The organism is Amycolatopsis jiangsuensis, assembly GCF_014204865.1.
In the GTDB taxonomy this organism is placed as follows: Bacteria; Actinomycetota; Actinomycetes; order Mycobacteriales; family Pseudonocardiaceae; genus Amycolatopsis; species Amycolatopsis jiangsuensis.
Genome location: NZ_JACHMG010000001.1, coordinates 5,886,125 through 5,900,264, shown reverse-complemented (window position 1 = coordinate 5,900,264; position 14,140 = coordinate 5,886,125). Strand labels below are relative to the sequence as shown.

Below are 14,140 nucleotides of genomic sequence, written 5' to 3'. Positions count from 1 at the left end.
CGCTGTCCACTTGCCGGCGAACAGTGACTATCTCACCGACGATCGGGAACACCACCGGAAACGATCGAAGAGGAGAAGGACCGACATGCGGATGGTGACCCAGCGGGAGTTCGGCGGGCCCGAGGTGCTGCGACTGGTCGAGGTGGACCGTCCGGAGCCGGGTCCGACCGAGGTGCTGGTGCGGGTGCACGCTGCCGGCATCAACCCGGTCGACTGGAAGTCTCGGGCGCAGGAGGTGTTCATGGGCAAGCCGCCCTACACACTCGGCTGGGACGTCTCCGGGGTCGTCGAGCAGGCCGGATTCGGTGCCACCGGCCTGCGTGAGGGTGACGAGGTGCTGGGCATGCCGTGGTTTCCCCGCGAGGCGGGCGCGTACGCGGAATACGTGACGGCGCCGTCGCGGCAGTTCGTGCGCAAGCCCGCCGGGCTGTCCCATGTGGAGGCTGCCGGACTGCCACTGGCTGGGCTGACCGCGTGGCAGGGCCTGGTGGACGTCGCGAACGTCCGCAGTGGACAGCGCGTGCTCGTGGACGCGGCAGCAGGCGGCGTGGGCCACCTCGCGGTGCAGATCGCCAAGGCTCGCGGCGCCCACGTCCTCGGCACGGCCAGCGCGGCGAAACACGGGTTCCTGCGGGAGCTCGGCGTGGACGAGCCGATCGACTACCGCGACGAGAACGCCACCGCCGACGACCTCGACCTCGTGTTCGGCCTGGTCGGCGAAAGCAGCGACCTGCGCTGGCTGGCCGGGGTCAAGGAAGGCGGACTGGTGGTCAGCGTGCCCAGCGGGGTGGCCGGCAGCGTCGCGACGGAAGCGGCGAAACACGGCGTACGCACGTCGTCACTCCTGGTCGAGCCGGACCAGGTCGGCCTGCGAGGTCTCGTCGAGCTGATCGAACGCGGCGCGCTGAAGGTGCACGTGGACCGGACGTTTCCGCTCGAGGACGCCGGAAAGGCCCATGAAGCCGGAGAAGCGGGCCGTGTGACGGGCAAGCTCGTCCTTACTGTCTGATGTGGACTCACGGTCGCACGGTGCTTGTTCCCCTGGGCACGGTCCACCACGCTGTGCCACCGTGATGGACTGTGCGGGAAGCACAGCTGACCAGATGGACCAGATCAGAAGCCGGAAGCCACCATGCCCGAAGAACCCAGCCCGCGTTCGGCCCTCACCATCGCCGGATCGGACTCCGGCGGCGCGGCCGGACTGCAGGCCGATCTGCGCACGTTCCTGACCTGCGGCGTACACGGCCTGGTCGCGGTCACCGCGGTGACCGTGCAGAACACGCTGGGCGTGCACGACCGCGCGGACGTGGCGCCGCACATCGTGGCCGGGCAGATCGAGGCGGTCGCCTCGGATATGGGCGTGCACGCGGCGAAAACCGGCATGCTTGCGTCCGCGGAGATCATCCACGCCGTGGCGGGTGCCTGCGACAAGGCGGGCATCGGCCGCGGCGCGGCGGTCCCGTTCGTGGTCGACCCGGTGGCCGCCTCGATGACCGGTCACCCGCTGTTCGACGACGCCGGGCTCGCCGCGCTCCGGGACGAGCTGCTGCCGCGTGCCACCTTGGTGACCCCGAACCTCGACGAGGTCCGCCTGCTCACCGGGATGACCGTGACCGACCGCGAGGGCATGCGTACCGCGGCTGCGGTGCTGCACCGGCTGGGCCCGCAGTACGTGCTGGTCAAAAGCGGTCATCTCGTGTCCGACCCGGAATGCGTTGACCTGCTGTTCGACGGTTCGACCTTCGTGGAGCTGCCCGGTCCGCGCTACCGGACCCCGCACACGCACGGGGCCGGCGACACGATGGCCTCCGCGCTCACCGCAGGGCTGGCCAAGGGCATGTCGATGGTCGAAGCCGCGCGCTACGGCAAGTGGTTCGTCTCGCAGGCGGTCGAGCACTCGTACCCGATGGGCGCGAAGGTCGGGCCGGTGTCCGCGTTCTGGCGGCTGGCGCCGGAAGAACGGTAGCCGTTCAGCTCTCGTCGGAGATGAGGGCTTCCAGCGCGGGCAACGCGGCGGTGAGTGCCTCCCGTGCGTCCGGGCTGAGCCGGTCGAGACGGCGGTTCAGCTCGACGACGCGAGAGGATCGCACGCCGGACACGAGTCGCTCGCCCTCCTCCGTGACGCGCGCGAGCCAGGCCCTGCGGTCGACCGGATCGGATTCGCGCGTGACGTAACCGGCCTCGACGAGCGTGGCCACGATGCGGGACATGGTGGCCGCCGCGACGCCCTCCTTCGCGGCGAGGTCGCCGAGCCGCAGCTCACCGAAGTGCACGAGGGTGGCGAGCGCGGAGATCGCGCCGTGCCCTGGCCCCGGCACCCCGACCTGCCGCAGCGACCGCGAAAGCCGCCCGACCGCCAGGTACAGCCTGCCGGATACGTCCTGGACCGAGGAAAGAGTCACGGTCGGCTCCTCCTGACGCTGGTGCCCGCCGCAAGGGTGCGCCGGAAAGGTGCGGTCAACCATACGGCCTACCGGTGCTGGGTCCGCGTCAAGCGCGGGCGAAATCGCCGAAGTGAGGTTTTCGCGCGGCCGAACCGGGACCGGACCGAGACCCGGACCACGCACCGACCGGCCGTGAAGCGAGGCTCCGCGCGGTGGGTGTTTCTCACTTCGGCCGTACCGGATGCCCCCGTCCGGTTTCCGCGCTACTCATGGAGGCATGACCTCCACTTCAATGCGGTTCGCCGCCTACGATCGGTACGGCCCGGCCGACGTGCTGTACGAGACCACCGGTCCGCTGCCCGCCGTGCGTCCCGGCGAGGTGCTGGTCCGAGTGCGCGCGTCCTCGGTCAACGGCGGGGAGGTGATGATGCGGGCCGGGAAGCTGCGGCCGTTCTCCGGCAACCGGTTCCCCAAGCGGACCGGCGTCGACCTGGCGGGTGAGGTCGTCGAGCCCGGTTCGAGCCGGTTCTCCGCGGGCGACGCGGTGTGGGGGATGATCGGCCGGCGGATGGGCACGGCCGCGGAGTACGTCGCGGTCGCCGCCGACCATCTCGACCACCTGCCCGCCGGGCTCGACCCGGCGCAGGCGGTGGCACTGCTCGCCGGCACCACCGCACTCACCGGGTTCCGGGACAAGGCCGCGCTGGCCCCCGGTGAACGGCTGCTGGTCCGCGGCGCGAGCGGCGGCGTCGGCTACGTCGCGGTGCAGCTCGGCAAGGAGATGGGCGCGCACGTGACCGGGCTGGCCGGTGCGGCGAACCTGGACCTGGTGAAGGAACTCGGAGCGGACCGGGCCATCGACTACCGGACCGTCGACTTCCGCGCGCCGGGTGAGCTCGGCCGGTTCGACGTCATCCTGGACACGGCCGGCACGGACCTGGCCGCGGTGCACCGGCTGCTCACCCCCGGCGGGCGGATGGTCGCGATCTCGTTCGACGCCGACCACCTGGCCTCCTCGGTCGGCTACCTGCTCGCGAACTCCCTGCGCCGCACCCGGCCGATCCGCTTCTTCAGTGGAAACCCACGCAGCCCGCTGCTGGCCGAACTGGGCCGTCTGGTGCGGACCGGCGCGCTCCGGCCCCAGGTCGACCGGGTGTTCCCGCTCTCGCGGATCGCCGACGCGCACCGCGCACTGGAAAACGGCGGGGTACGCGGCAAGATCGTGGTCGAGATCTAGCCGCGGGAGCTTCAGCGCGGCGGGCTCGAAGCCTGTGCCCAGAACCGTTGCGGTACCCGGCCGGCTCCGCGGGCGAGGTAGCCCGCCTCCACCGCGGAGCGCATCGCCGACGCCATGCGTTCCGGGTCCGTCGCGCGGGTCACCGCGGTCGACAGCAGTACCGCGGAACAGCCGAGCTCCATGGCCAGGGTGGCGTCCGACGCGGTGCCGATGCCCGCGTCGAGCACCACCGGTACCGACGCGCGCGCCACGATCAGCTCGATGTTGTGCGGATTGCGGATACCGAGCCCGGTGCCGATCGGCGCGCCCAGCGGCATCACCGCGGCGCAGCCGGCTTCCTCCAGCCGCAGGGCGAGCACCGGATCGTCGTTGGTGTAGGCGAACACGGTGAACCCGTCGCCAACCAGCCGCTCCGCCGCTTCGAGCGTTTCGACCGGGTCGGGCAGCAGCGTGCGGTCGTCCGCGTGCACCTCCAGCTTCACCAGGTCCGTGTCCAGCGCCTCGCGCGCGAGCTGCGCGGTGAGCACGGCCTCGGCCGCGGTCCGGCAGCCCGCGGTGTTCGGCAGGAGCTGGATGCCCAGGCGCCGCAGCAATTCCAGCACGCCGGAGCCACCCTCGGCATCCGCCCGGCGCATGGCCACCGTGGTGAGCTCGGTACCGGATGCGACCAGCGCGCGCTCCAGCACATCGAGGTTCGCGGCACCACCGGTGCCGATGATCAGCCGCGACGAGAACTTCTGGCTGCCGATGATCAGGTCGTCCATACTCAGCCTCCCTGCACTGCGGTGAGGACGTCGATGTTCGCGCCCTTCGGCACGACGGACGCGGTCCAGTCGCCGCGGCGCACGACCTCGCCGTTCACCGCGACCGCCACGCCCTGGCGGAGGGCGCCCACCGCGTCGAGAACCTCGGACAAGGTGCTGCCGTCCGGGAATTCCCGCCACTGGCCGTTGACCTTGATCTCCATCAGACTCGCTCCTTCTCCACCAGACGGGCGGGCGACGCCGCAGTGACCTCATCCGGAGGCGCTTCGCCGGACAGCCACGCCACCACTGCCTCCGCGGTCACCGGCGCCATCAGCAGCCCGTTGCGATGGTGACCCGTGGCCGCGTACACGCCTTCGCCGACTTCGCCGATATACGGCAACGCGTCCCGGCTTCCCGCCCGCAACCCGGCGGCGGTCTCCACCAGCTCGTACTCGGTGATGCCCGGCAGAATCCGCTCCGCGCCCTCCAACAGCTCACGTACGCCGCGCGCGGTCACGGCCTCGTCGTAGCCCGCTTCGTACTGCGTCGCGCCCAGCACCACTTCACCGTCCGCGCGCGGCACGAGGTAGATCGGCTTGCCTTCGACTATCGCGCGCACTGTGTACGGCGGAGGCGGCAGACAGCCGCGCCGCGGCCGCAACCGCAGGATCTCTCCCTTCAACGGCCGCACGGCGTTCGCCAGCCGTGGATGCAGCCGGCCGGTCCAGGCACCCGCGGCGAGCACGACCGGCCCAGGCACGCCGTCCAGGCTCTCCAGGCGCGCACGGCGGAACTCGACACCACGCCGCGCGCCCGCTTCGGCCAGCGCGGTGAGCAGTTTCCGGTTGTCCACGGCCAAGTCACCCTGCACGTGCAGCCCACTGCGCACTGCACTGACTCCTGGAGCGAGCCGCCGGGCCTCGCGGCCGGTCAGCGTCCGCGCGTCGCGACCGAGGGCGCGCAGGTGCCCGGCGAGAACGTCGAGGTAGCCGGCGTCGGCGGAATCGAAGGCGAGCACGAGGGTGCCGTGCTCGGCCAGGCCGGGATCGGCGCCGTCGGCGGTGAGGTCCCGGGCGAACTTCGGCCACTGCCGCAACGATGCCTCGCCCAGCCGGAGCACGTCCTCCTCGCCCGGCCACGCTTCGGTGACCGGCGCGAGCATGCCGCCGGCCAGCCACGAGGCACCGCCACGCACCGGTTCCGGGTCGACCACGGTGACCCGCCTGCCGAGGACGGCCGCCCGCCAGGCCACGGACAGCCCGATCACCCCGCCACCCACGACGGTCACATCTTCTTTGCCGGGAATCACTTTCGCACTCACGCTCCCTGCGCCGGCATGACCCGGATCAGGTTCCACGGTCGGAGCGGCAGCTCCCTCTCAGCCCGTGCCTCGGGCTCCCGTGCGGACCACTCCACCGTAGCGCGCGGGTACCGTCACCGCCATGCCCGCCCTGACCGGAGACCAGATCCGCGCCCGGCTCGCCGAAGCCCGGCTGTACCTGTGCACCGATGCCCGCGCCACCCGTGGTGACCTCGCCGAATTCGCCGACGCGGTACTCGCCGGCGGCGTCGACATCGTGCAGCTGCGGGACAAGACAGGCGGCTCCCCGCTGGAGGCGAAGCAGGAGATCGCCGCGCTGGAGGTGCTGGCCGAGGCGTGCGCGCGGCACGGGGCGCTGCTGTCGGTGAACGACCGCGCGGACGTGGCGCTCGCGGTCGGCGCCGACGTACTGCACCTCGGCCAGGACGACATCCCGGTGCCGCTGGCGCGCCGCGTGCTCGGCGACGACGTGGTGATCGGCCGGTCCACCCATTCGGCCGAACAGGCTGCCGCGGCCGCCGCCGAGGACGGCGTGGACTACTTCTGCACCGGCCCCTGCTGGCCGACACCGACCAAACCGGGCCGCGCGGCACCCGGCCTGGACCTGGTGCGCACGACCGCGACGAGCGGCACCACCCGGCCGTGGTTCGCGATCGGCGGCATCGACGGACAGCGGCTGCCCGACGTGCTCGACGCCGGGGCGTCCCGGATCGTCGTGGTCCGCGCGCTCACCGAGGCCGACGACCCGAAGGCCGCCGCCGAGTCCCTGCGCGCCCGGCTCGGCTGAGCCTCACGGCGTCGCGTTCGACGGCGGTGCCTCCTCGGTCTGCGTCTGCGTGTTCTCCGGGGCGGACGAACCGGTCGTCGACGTCGGCGCCTCGCTGTCCGAGGTCGGCGACGTCTCGGTGGTCGGCGAGGTCGTGGACGTGGACGTGGACGGTGCCGTGGTCGGCGTGTCCGTCGGGGTGTCCGAGGGCGCGGGCGCGTCCTGCGACTCGGTCGGCGTGCTTTCCTTCGGCGTGTCCTGCTGACTGGTGTCATGCCGCGGGATCAACCCACTTGGCACGCCGCCCTGGGTGCCCAAGTCGACACCGATTGCGATACCCAGCGCCACGACGAACGCCACCAGGCTGGTCACGATGATCAATGGCCAACGCAGCCTGCGGAGCTTGTCGCCGAAGCTCTCGTCGGCTTCCGGTTCGGTCGGCTCGAGTTTCGAAATCCGCACCGTCGGCATTTCCGACGGGTCGGTGGACAGGTGCATGGTCGGCGCGTCCCCCGGGTCGCTGACCGGATGGAGGCCGACCCGCGTACGGCTGGCCGTGGCGAGCTTGTCGCGCGCCTTCTTCGCCGCGTCGCGGGTGCGGTGCAGCGAACGCAGGTACATCTCACCGCCGACGGTGGTGATGACGCTCGCGAGCCCGGCGCCCAGGACCGTGCCCGCCACCCCCAGCGTCGACCCCAGCAAGGCCGCGGTGACCGCGGCGAGCGCCGCGGCGGCCACCGAGGCCGGCCGCAAGCCCTTCTTCTCCGCTTGCGCGGAAGTGTTCTTCTGCTCCTCGCTCATGATTCCGATCTGCTTCGATTCCCGCCCGTTGTCCCTCGCGTGTTCCAACGAATAAGTCGCGCGAGGAACTCCCCGCGTTGCGTGGGCGTGAGCGAGCCCACGTTGACCGTCCACAATGGATGGTCTATGGCTCACCGTTTCCTGACATACTCGCCACATGCGATTCGTGACGATCTCCGACATCGAGGCCGCGGCCGAGCGCGTGCGGGGAACCGCGGTGCACACGCCTCTGCTGCGCCAGCACTGGGCACCGGGGCAGCTGTGGCTGAAGCCCGAGAGCCTGCAGCCGATCGGGGCGTTCAAGATCCGCGGCGCCTACAACGCGATCGCGGCGCTGGGCGAGAACGAGCGGACGCGCGGCGTCGTCGCGTACTCCAGCGGCAACCACGCACAGGCAGTCGCCTACTCCGCCAAGGCGTTCGGCGTGCCGGCGGTGATCGTGGTGCCGGATTCGGCGCCTCGCCTCAAGGTGAACGCGACCCGCGAATGGGGCGCCGAGGTGGTCGAGGTGCCCTTCGCCGACCAGGCGCCGGTCGCCGCCCAGCTCGCCCGCGAGCGCGGCCTGACCCTGGTCCCGCCGTTCGACCATCCGGACGTGATCGCCGGACAGGGCACCGCGGGCCTGGAAATCGCCGCTGACCTGCCGGAAGTGGACACCGTGCTGGTTCCGGTCAGCGGCGGTGGGTTCGCCTCCGGCGTCGGCATCGCGGTCAAGCAGCGGTGCCCGGCGGCGAAGGTCTACGGCGTGGAACCGGAGCTGGCCGCCGACGCCGAGGAGAGCCTCCGCGAGGGGCGCCGGGTCGAATGGCCGATGGCTGACCGGGCCCGCACCATCGCGGACGGCCAGCGCGCCCAGCCGTCCGACCTCACGTTCGCCCACCTGCAGAAGGTGCTCGACGGCATCATCACGGTGAGCGAGGACGAGATTCGCCGGACCGTGCGGACGCTGGCCCTGCGCTCCCGGCTGGTCGTGGAACCGAGCGGCGCCACCGCACCGGCGGCGTACCTGCACCACACCTCCGAACTGCCCGGCGGCCGCACCGTCGCCATCGTCTCGGGCGGCAACCTGGACCCGGCACTGCTGACCGAACTGCTCGCATAACGCCCCGGCTACCCACGGATCCGGGCAGCACACCCCAGCTCCGCGAAGCCGGGGTGTGCTGCCCGCACCAGACGGCTCAGGACGGCCCGTGACCGCCCGGATGGACGTGCGTCGGCGGCCCTTCCACCCCGCAGTGCAAGCACTCACCCGGATGCGGCGACTCGTCCCGCCGCGAGAACTCACCCGAATGCACGCCACCGCCGCGTCGCGCACCATCGCGGCGTCGCGAGTCGTCGTGTGGCCCCTGACCGTCCCGTCGCGCATCGTCGCGTGGTCGCTGGCCATCGTCCGGCCGCGCGGAATCCTCCCGCCGCGGGGCGTCTCCTTGCCGCGACGAGTCATCCGGCCCCGCACCGCCGAGCACGCCGTTGTGGATGCCCAGTGCGATCAGGCCGCCGGCGACCGCCAGTACCGCGCAGATCATCAGCGCCGTCCGCCAGCCCGCGGTCAGCGCCACTGGATCGCGGTAGGCGGCTCCGGTCAGTCCGGCCGCCGCGGGCAGCACCGCCACGGCCAGAAGTCCACCCGATCGGGCGATCGCGTTGTTGACTCCGGAGGCGGCGCCGGCGTAGCGGTCCGGGGCCGCGGCGAGCACCGTCGCCGTCACCGGGGCCACCACGGTGGCCAGCCCCAGTCCGAAGACCACCACCGCGGGCAGCACCGAACCGAGGTAGGACGAACCGGGCCCGACGCGGGTCAGCAGCAGCATCCCGGCACCGACCACGATCGGCCCGAGCACGAGCTGGGTCCGCGGGCCGATCCGCTGCGCCAGCGCGCCGGAACGACCGGACAGCAGGAGCATGATGATCGTGATCGGCAGCCCGGCGAGCCCGGCCAGGGTCGGCGGATAACCGAGCGACACCTGCAACTGGAGCACCAGCAGCATCATCACGCCGCCGAGCGCCGCGTAGACCACGAAGGTCAGCGCGTTGGACAGCGTGAACGTGCGGTCGCGGAACAGCGCGGGCGGTACCAGCGGCTCGGCCGCGCGGCGCTGGAGCCGGACGAACAACCCGAGGCCGAGCACCCCGGCCACGAGCGCGACCAGCACGACCGGGTCGCCGATTCCGCGTACCGGCGCCTCGACCAGCGCGCCGGTCACCCCGGCGAGGCCGAGAGCGCCGATCGCGGCGGCCCGGTAGTCCGGATGCCCGGTGGCCGAGGGATCGCGGGACTCGGGCACGAACCGGCGCGCCATCAGCACCACCACGACGGCCAGCGGCAGGTTGATCAGGAACGCCAGCCGCCACGACCACGCCTGTACGAGCAGCCCGCCCAGCAGCGGGCCGGCCGCGGAGGCGATCCCGCCCAGCCCGGACCACGCCCCGATCGCCCTGGCCCGGTCCGCACGGGAGAACGACGCCTGCAGGATGGCCAGCGACCCGGGCGTGAGCAGTGCCCCGCCGATGCCCTGCAGAATCCGGAAGACCACCAGCAGTTCGGTGGACGGGGCGGCCGCGCACAGACCGGAGGCGAGCCCGAACCACACCACGCCGGCCAGGTACACGCGCCGGCGACCGTAACGATCACCGAGCGTGCCGGCGACCAGGATCAGCGCGGCGAGCGCGAGCAGGTAGCCGTCCAGGATCCACTGCAGCCCGGCCACCGAGGCCTGCAGCTCCTCGCCGATCCGCGGGAGCGCGACGTTCACGATCGTGCCGTCGAGCATGGCCATCCCGGAACCGAGGATGGTCGTCCACAGCACCCCGCGCGCGGCCCCTGTGCCCCAGCGGATGCCGGGGTGCCCGGGCCAGGTCACCGGCAGGTCGTCACGGCTGGAGCGTCGTGACGAACTTGTAGCGGTCCCCTCGATAGACCGCGCGCGCGAACTCGACCGGTTTTCCGTCCGTGGCGAAGGAATGCCGGGTGAGCATCATGACCGGCATGCCGACGTCCGAGCCGAGCATCTCCGCTTCCTGCGGACCGGCGAGCGAGGTTTCGATGGTCTCCTCGGCACGTTCCAGCTCCACTCCGTAGTGCTCCCGCAGCACCGCGTACAGCGAACCGCCCGCGGTGATGTGCTTGCGCAGCCCGCGGAAACGGCCCAGCGGCAGATGCGTGGTCTCCAGCGCCATCGGCTGGGAATCGGCCAGCCGCAGTCGGCGCAGGCGCAGGATCTTCGCCCCGTTGCGGATCCCGAGCAGTTTCGCGAGTTCGCCCTCGACCGGCAGCTCTTCGAGCTCGAGCAGTTTCGACGACGGTTTCAGGCCCTGCTTGCGCATGTCCTCGGTGTAGGAGGACAGCTGCAGCCGCTGCGCGAGTTTCGGCTCGGCGGCGAACGTGCCCTTGCCCTGCACCCGGTGCAGCCTGCCTTCGGCGGTCAGGTCCGCCAGCGCCTGGCGCACGGTGGTGCGCGACACGGTGAACTCACCGGCCAGCGCCCGTTCCGTCGGGATCGGAGAGCCCGGTGGCAGCGCGTCCAGCAGGTCCAGCAGATGCTGCTTCAACGCCCAGTACTTGGGTTCGCGCTGTCCGCGCACACCCGCCGTGGTCCCCGCCTCGCCCGCGGGGGATGTCTCCAGCATGACCCACTCCCTCAGTCTCGCCTCACCAACGCGCCACGTCCCCGTCAAGAAACGTACTCTTCTCCCGGTGTGCCGCGCCCGGCTAACATTGGTCTAGACCTGATTGCACGCCGCGCAGACCATCCGGGGCATCCCCGTCCCGGCGGAGAGGAAAGTGATGACCCGACAACATCCCGGCGAGCACATGGCCGCGGAAATCTCCGAGCAGCCTGCCGTACTGGCCGGGCTCGTCGAGCGGCGGGCCGGAATCGCGGATGTAGCTGAAAAGATTTCACAAAAGCCGCCGCGTTTCGCACTGCTCGCCGCCCGCGGTTCCAGCGACCACGCGGCGTTGTACGCGAAATACCTGATCGAGGTACTTCTCGGCCTTCCCGCCGGATTGGTCTCCCCGTCCACCGCGACCCTGTACGGCGCCCGTCCGGACCTGCGCGACGTGCTGTTCGTCACCGTCAGCCAGAGCGGCGGTTCCCCAGACCTGATCGAGGTCACCGAGGCTGCCCGGCGTCAGGGCGCACTGACGGTATCGGTCACGAACACCCCGGATTCACCGCTGCGCGCGGCGGCCGAGCTGGGCGTGGACATCGGCGCCGGGGTGGAGAAGGCGGTGGCCGCGACCAAGACGTACTCGGCGACGCTGCTCGCGCTGTATCTCTTCATCGACGCGGTCCGCGGCGGCAAGGGCGAGGACGCCGAGCGGATCGGCGAGCTGGCCCAGCGGACGCTCGACGGTTCGGCCGAAGGGGTGCAGCGGGCGGTGGACCGGTACCGCTTCGTGGACCGGGTGCTCACCACCGGCCGCGGCTACTCCTACGCGACCGCGCTCGAAGGCTCGCTCAAGCTGGCCGAGACGAGTTACCTGGCGGCCCGCGCGTACAGCGGTGCGGACCTGTTGCACGGTCCGGTGGCGGCCGTCGACGGGGAAACCGCGGTACTCGCCGCCACCAGCGCTGGTCGCGGCGGCGAGGCGATGCGCGAGGTGCTGGAAGCCGTCGGCGAACGCGGTGCGGACGTGCTCGCGGTCGGTTCCGCGGCTGCGGACATGCCCGCAGCACTGGGTATCCCGGTCGCGCCGAGTGCCGAGGAGCTGGCGCCGGTACTGGAGGTGCTGCCGATCCAGCGGATCGCGCTCGGGCTCTCCCTCGCCCGCGGCGGTGACCCGGACAGCCCGCGCGGACTGCTGAAAGTGACGAAAACCCGGTGAGTGTGGTCGTCGGCGTGGACGCCGGTGGTACGTCGACCCGCGCGATCGTGGTCGACGCCACCGGCGCCGTACTCGGCTCGGCCTCGGACGGCGGTGCGAACCCCAACGCGCACGCGCCGGCCGCGGCCGCCGCGCGGATCGCCGGCGCGATCTCCTCGGCGCTGGCGGGCCGCCACGACGTGGCCGCCGCCGTGATCGGGATGGCCGGGGTGAGCAAACTGGGCGATCCGGCGGTCGCCGCGGATTTCATCGCGGCATGGAAAAGGATCGGGCTCGGCGACGTCGTCCGCACGATCGCCGACGCCGAGGTCGCCTACGCCTCGGCGACGTCCGCGCCGGACGGCACCGTGCTCGTCGCCGGGACCGGTTCCATCGCCGGCCGCATCCGCGGTCGCCGGATGACCGCGACCGCCGGCGGGCACGGATGGCTGCTCGGGGACGAGGGTTCGGCGTTCTGGCTCGGCCGCGAGGCGGTACGGGCCACGCTGACCGCGCTGGAACGCGGCTTCGACCTCGCCGGGCTCCCCGCCGCGGTGCTGGCCGAGGCGTTCGGACCGTCCGCAGTGGACGGCACCACTTCGGACGGTCCGGCCCGGCTCGCCCTCGCGCGGGCGCTGATCACCCGGGCCAACGCCGAACCCCCGGTGCGGCTGGCCCGGTTCGCCCCGCTGGTGAGTGCCGCGGCGCACGCCGGAGACCCGGTGGCTACGGAAATCGTGACCCAGGCCGCTGCACAGTTGGTGAAAACGGCGCGCGCCACGCGCGAGCCGGAAGAAAAAACCCCGATCGTGCTCGTCGGCAGCGTGCTCGCCGGGGACAGCCCGGTCGGCACGCAGGTGCGTGCCCAGCTCGCCGGATTCGACGTCCTGACCAGCTCCGATGGTGTTCTCGGCGCGGCATGGCTGGCCGCTGTGGACGCCTGGGGCGAGGGCGTACCCCGGCCCCGCCGGGACTGACTTCCACCAAAAGCCGACCGGTTGGGGCGAAAACGTCGACTCAACCCCTCGGGGCCAGGTACCGTAGGAACCGGCCCCCGGACCCTCCCCCCTCGCCGGGGGCCGCCTCATGTCCTGGGTGTCCTCATGTGCCCGGTGGTTCGGCGCGGGCCGGCCGCAGACCGGGGTGGTCGTCGGGCAGGGCCTTGTACAGCACCCAGCCGCTCACCGCCACGGTCGCGGCGACCAGCGGCCAGGAGAGCACGGTGCGCGCCACCCCGAGAGCCACCACCTGTCCGGCCCACCACAGCAGCCCGTAGACCACCACGCGCAGCAGGTACTGCAGCACCCACACCCAGCTCGCCCACGAATAGGCGCGCAGCAGCGCGGGATCGCGCCGCCAACGGGTTTTCTGCCCCAGCAGCAATCCCACGATCACGCCGAGCAACGGCCAGCGCACCACCACGCTCGCCGCGAACAGCAGCGCACTCGCCGCGTTCGACAGCAGCTGCAGCAGGAAGAAGTCCTCCGCACGCCCGGTGTGCAAGGCGATCAACGCGGCGATCACCACCGCGGCGAGGCTCACCACCACCGCGCGCGCCTTGTCCCCGCGCAGCAGCCGGTAGCCGCCGAGCACCACCGCGACCCCGATCGCGACGATCGCCCCCCACGAGATCGACCGCCCGGTGGCCAGCCACCCGACGACGAACGCGAACGGCGGAATACTGGCGTCGATCGCCCCGCGCCGCCCACCGAGGATCTGGGTGAGCGACTCACGTTCGGGCTTGGCGGTGGTGATTCGGTCGACACCGTCGGACGTCGAGTCGGTCGAGTCGGTCGGGTCGGTACTGCCGGACGCGGCAGCGGTCCGGTCGATGCCGGCGTCCGTGTCGGCCGGCTCGGCGTCCGCCTGCCTTCCGGTGCCGGCCTGCCCGGCCGCACTGGCTTGGTTCACCGCGCCGGTCTGCTCGGTGTCCGCGGGGGTGGCGCCGGTTTCGTCCGTCACGTTCCCAGCCTGCCGTATGTGCTGGTGCCGGCCCCAGATGCCGAGACCTTCGCCACAGACCTGTCCCGCGTTGTCCGGCCTTCGGGCGGTTCCGGCCGCCCGAAAGTGCCGTAATG

Annotated in this window: 15 protein-coding genes and 1 riboswitch; of the genes, 7 read left to right on the top strand and 8 right to left on the bottom strand. The window is 71.9% G+C overall.

The features are described 5' to 3' along the window. Positions 1 to 85 precede the first annotated feature (85 nt). Positions 86 to 1,009: an NADP-dependent oxidoreductase gene (locus BJY18_RS26760; protein WP_184782698.1), complete on the top strand. Its 924-nt coding sequence runs from the start codon at positions 86 to 88 to the stop codon at positions 1,007 to 1,009. A gap of 123 nt (positions 1,010 to 1,132) precedes the next feature. Next, complete coding sequence (gene thiD / locus BJY18_RS26755) at positions 1,133 to 1,966, top strand: bifunctional hydroxymethylpyrimidine kinase/phosphomethylpyrimidine kinase (RefSeq protein WP_184782697.1); 834 nt, start codon at positions 1,133 to 1,135, stop codon at positions 1,964 to 1,966. A 4-nt stretch (positions 1,967 to 1,970) separates the two neighbouring features. Here the strand turns inward: thiD and BJY18_RS26750 are convergent, their stop codons facing one another. Next, complete coding sequence (locus BJY18_RS26750) at positions 1,971 to 2,402, bottom strand: MarR family winged helix-turn-helix transcriptional regulator (RefSeq protein ID WP_184782696.1); 432 nt, start codon at positions 2,400 to 2,402, stop codon at positions 1,971 to 1,973. A gap of 259 nt (positions 2,403 to 2,661) precedes the next feature. Here BJY18_RS26750 and BJY18_RS26745 point away from each other — a divergent pair, with 259 nt between their 5' ends. Then, on the top strand, positions 2,662 to 3,621 hold the full coding sequence (locus BJY18_RS26745) for an NAD(P)-dependent alcohol dehydrogenase (protein ID WP_221457968.1): 960 nt from the start codon (positions 2,662 to 2,664) through the stop codon (positions 3,619 to 3,621). Positions 3,622 to 3,632: 11 nt separating this feature from the next. Here BJY18_RS26745 and BJY18_RS26740 read toward each other — a convergent pair whose 3' ends face one another. From BJY18_RS26740 to thiO, 3 genes are all read right to left on the bottom strand, one after another. Then, complete coding sequence (locus tag BJY18_RS26740; protein ID WP_281393707.1) at positions 3,633 to 4,385, bottom strand: thiazole synthase; 753 nt, start codon at positions 4,383 to 4,385, stop codon at positions 3,633 to 3,635. Between the two features lie 2 nt (positions 4,386 to 4,387). Beyond that, a complete protein-coding gene (gene thiS / locus BJY18_RS26735) occupies positions 4,388 to 4,588 on the bottom strand; it encodes a sulfur carrier protein ThiS (RefSeq protein ID WP_184782695.1) in 201 nt (66 codons plus the stop codon). After that, complete coding sequence (gene thiO, locus BJY18_RS26730; RefSeq protein WP_312873969.1) at positions 4,588 to 5,688, bottom strand: glycine oxidase ThiO; 1,101 nt, start codon at positions 5,686 to 5,688, stop codon at positions 4,588 to 4,590. The genes thiS and thiO overlap by 1 nt, the downstream gene beginning before the upstream one ends. Continuing rightward, positions 5,674 to 5,779, bottom strand: a riboswitch (TPP riboswitch). (Overlaps the previous gene by 15 nt.) A 30-nt stretch (positions 5,780 to 5,809) precedes the next feature. On the opposite strand from thiO, the gene thiE reads away from it, so the two are divergent. Then, positions 5,810 to 6,475: a thiamine phosphate synthase gene (gene thiE, locus BJY18_RS26725; protein ID WP_184782694.1), complete on the top strand. Its 666-nt coding sequence runs from the start codon at positions 5,810 to 5,812 to the stop codon at positions 6,473 to 6,475. Positions 6,476 to 6,478: 3 nt separating this feature from the next. Here thiE and BJY18_RS26720 read toward each other — a convergent pair whose 3' ends face one another. Then, complete coding sequence (locus BJY18_RS26720) at positions 6,479 to 7,255, bottom strand: hypothetical protein (protein ID WP_184782693.1); 777 nt, start codon at positions 7,253 to 7,255, stop codon at positions 6,479 to 6,481. Between the two features lie 157 nt (positions 7,256 to 7,412). Between BJY18_RS26720 and BJY18_RS26715 the strand changes: the two genes are divergently transcribed. Continuing rightward, positions 7,413 to 8,357 (top strand): threonine ammonia-lyase, encoded by a 945-nt coding sequence (locus tag BJY18_RS26715; RefSeq protein ID WP_184782692.1) that lies wholly within the window; start codon positions 7,413 to 7,415, stop codon positions 8,355 to 8,357. Positions 8,358 to 8,433: 76 nt separating this feature from the next. Here the strand turns inward: BJY18_RS26715 and BJY18_RS26710 are convergent, their stop codons facing one another. Both BJY18_RS26710 and BJY18_RS26705 read right to left on the bottom strand, forming a co-directional pair. Continuing rightward, complete coding sequence (locus tag BJY18_RS26710) at positions 8,434 to 10,116, bottom strand: MFS transporter (protein WP_312873968.1); 1,683 nt, start codon at positions 10,114 to 10,116, stop codon at positions 8,434 to 8,436. Between the two features lie 10 nt (positions 10,117 to 10,126). Further along, positions 10,127 to 10,882 carry a GntR family transcriptional regulator gene (locus BJY18_RS26705; protein ID WP_184782691.1) on the bottom strand — a complete coding sequence of 252 codons (756 nt, stop codon included), beginning with the start codon at positions 10,880 to 10,882 and terminating at the stop codon, positions 10,127 to 10,129. Positions 10,883 to 11,039: 157 nt separating this feature from the next. Between BJY18_RS26705 and BJY18_RS26700 the strand changes: the two genes are divergently transcribed. Both BJY18_RS26700 and BJY18_RS26695 read left to right on the top strand, forming a co-directional pair. Next, positions 11,040 to 12,083 carry an SIS domain-containing protein gene (locus BJY18_RS26700; protein WP_184782690.1) on the top strand — a complete coding sequence of 348 codons (1,044 nt, stop codon included), beginning with the start codon at positions 11,040 to 11,042 and terminating at the stop codon, positions 12,081 to 12,083. Further along, entirely contained in the window at positions 12,080 to 13,039 is a 960-nt protein-coding gene (locus BJY18_RS26695) for an N-acetylglucosamine kinase (protein ID WP_184782689.1), read from the top strand. Before BJY18_RS26700 ends, BJY18_RS26695 begins: the two co-directional genes overlap by 4 nt. 124 nt (positions 13,040 to 13,163) lie before the next feature. Here BJY18_RS26695 and BJY18_RS26690 read toward each other — a convergent pair whose 3' ends face one another. Next, positions 13,164 to 13,817: a DUF3159 domain-containing protein gene (locus tag BJY18_RS26690; RefSeq protein ID WP_184784855.1), complete on the bottom strand. Its 654-nt coding sequence runs from the start codon at positions 13,815 to 13,817 to the stop codon at positions 13,164 to 13,166. Positions 13,818 to 14,140: the final 323 nt, after the last annotated feature.

Coding starts and splice junctions, on each gene's coding strand:
- BJY18_RS26700 (WP_184782690.1), top strand. CDS start 11,040: ATGACCCGACAACATCCCGGCGAGCACATGGCCGCGGAAATCTCCGAG.
- thiE (WP_184782694.1), top strand. CDS start 5,810: ATGCCCGCCCTGACCGGAGACCAGATCCGCGCCCGGCTCGCCGAAGCC.
- BJY18_RS26760 (WP_184782698.1), top strand. CDS start 86: ATGCGGATGGTGACCCAGCGGGAGTTCGGCGGGCCCGAGGTGCTGCGA.
- BJY18_RS26705 (WP_184782691.1), bottom strand. CDS start 10,882: ATGCTGGAGACATCCCCCGCGGGCGAGGCGGGGACCACGGCGGGTGTG.
- BJY18_RS26720 (WP_184782693.1), bottom strand. CDS start 7,255: ATGAGCGAGGAGCAGAAGAACACTTCCGCGCAAGCGGAGAAGAAGGGC.
- BJY18_RS26740 (WP_281393707.1), bottom strand. CDS start 4,385: ATGGACGACCTGATCATCGGCAGCCAGAAGTTCTCGTCGCGGCTGATC.
- thiS (WP_184782695.1), bottom strand. CDS start 4,588: ATGGAGATCAAGGTCAACGGCCAGTGGCGGGAATTCCCGGACGGCAGC.
- thiD (WP_184782697.1), top strand. CDS start 1,133: ATGCCCGAAGAACCCAGCCCGCGTTCGGCCCTCACCATCGCCGGATCG.
- BJY18_RS26745 (WP_221457968.1), top strand. CDS start 2,662: ATGACCTCCACTTCAATGCGGTTCGCCGCCTACGATCGGTACGGCCCG.
- BJY18_RS26715 (WP_184782692.1), top strand. CDS start 7,413: ATGCGATTCGTGACGATCTCCGACATCGAGGCCGCGGCCGAGCGCGTG.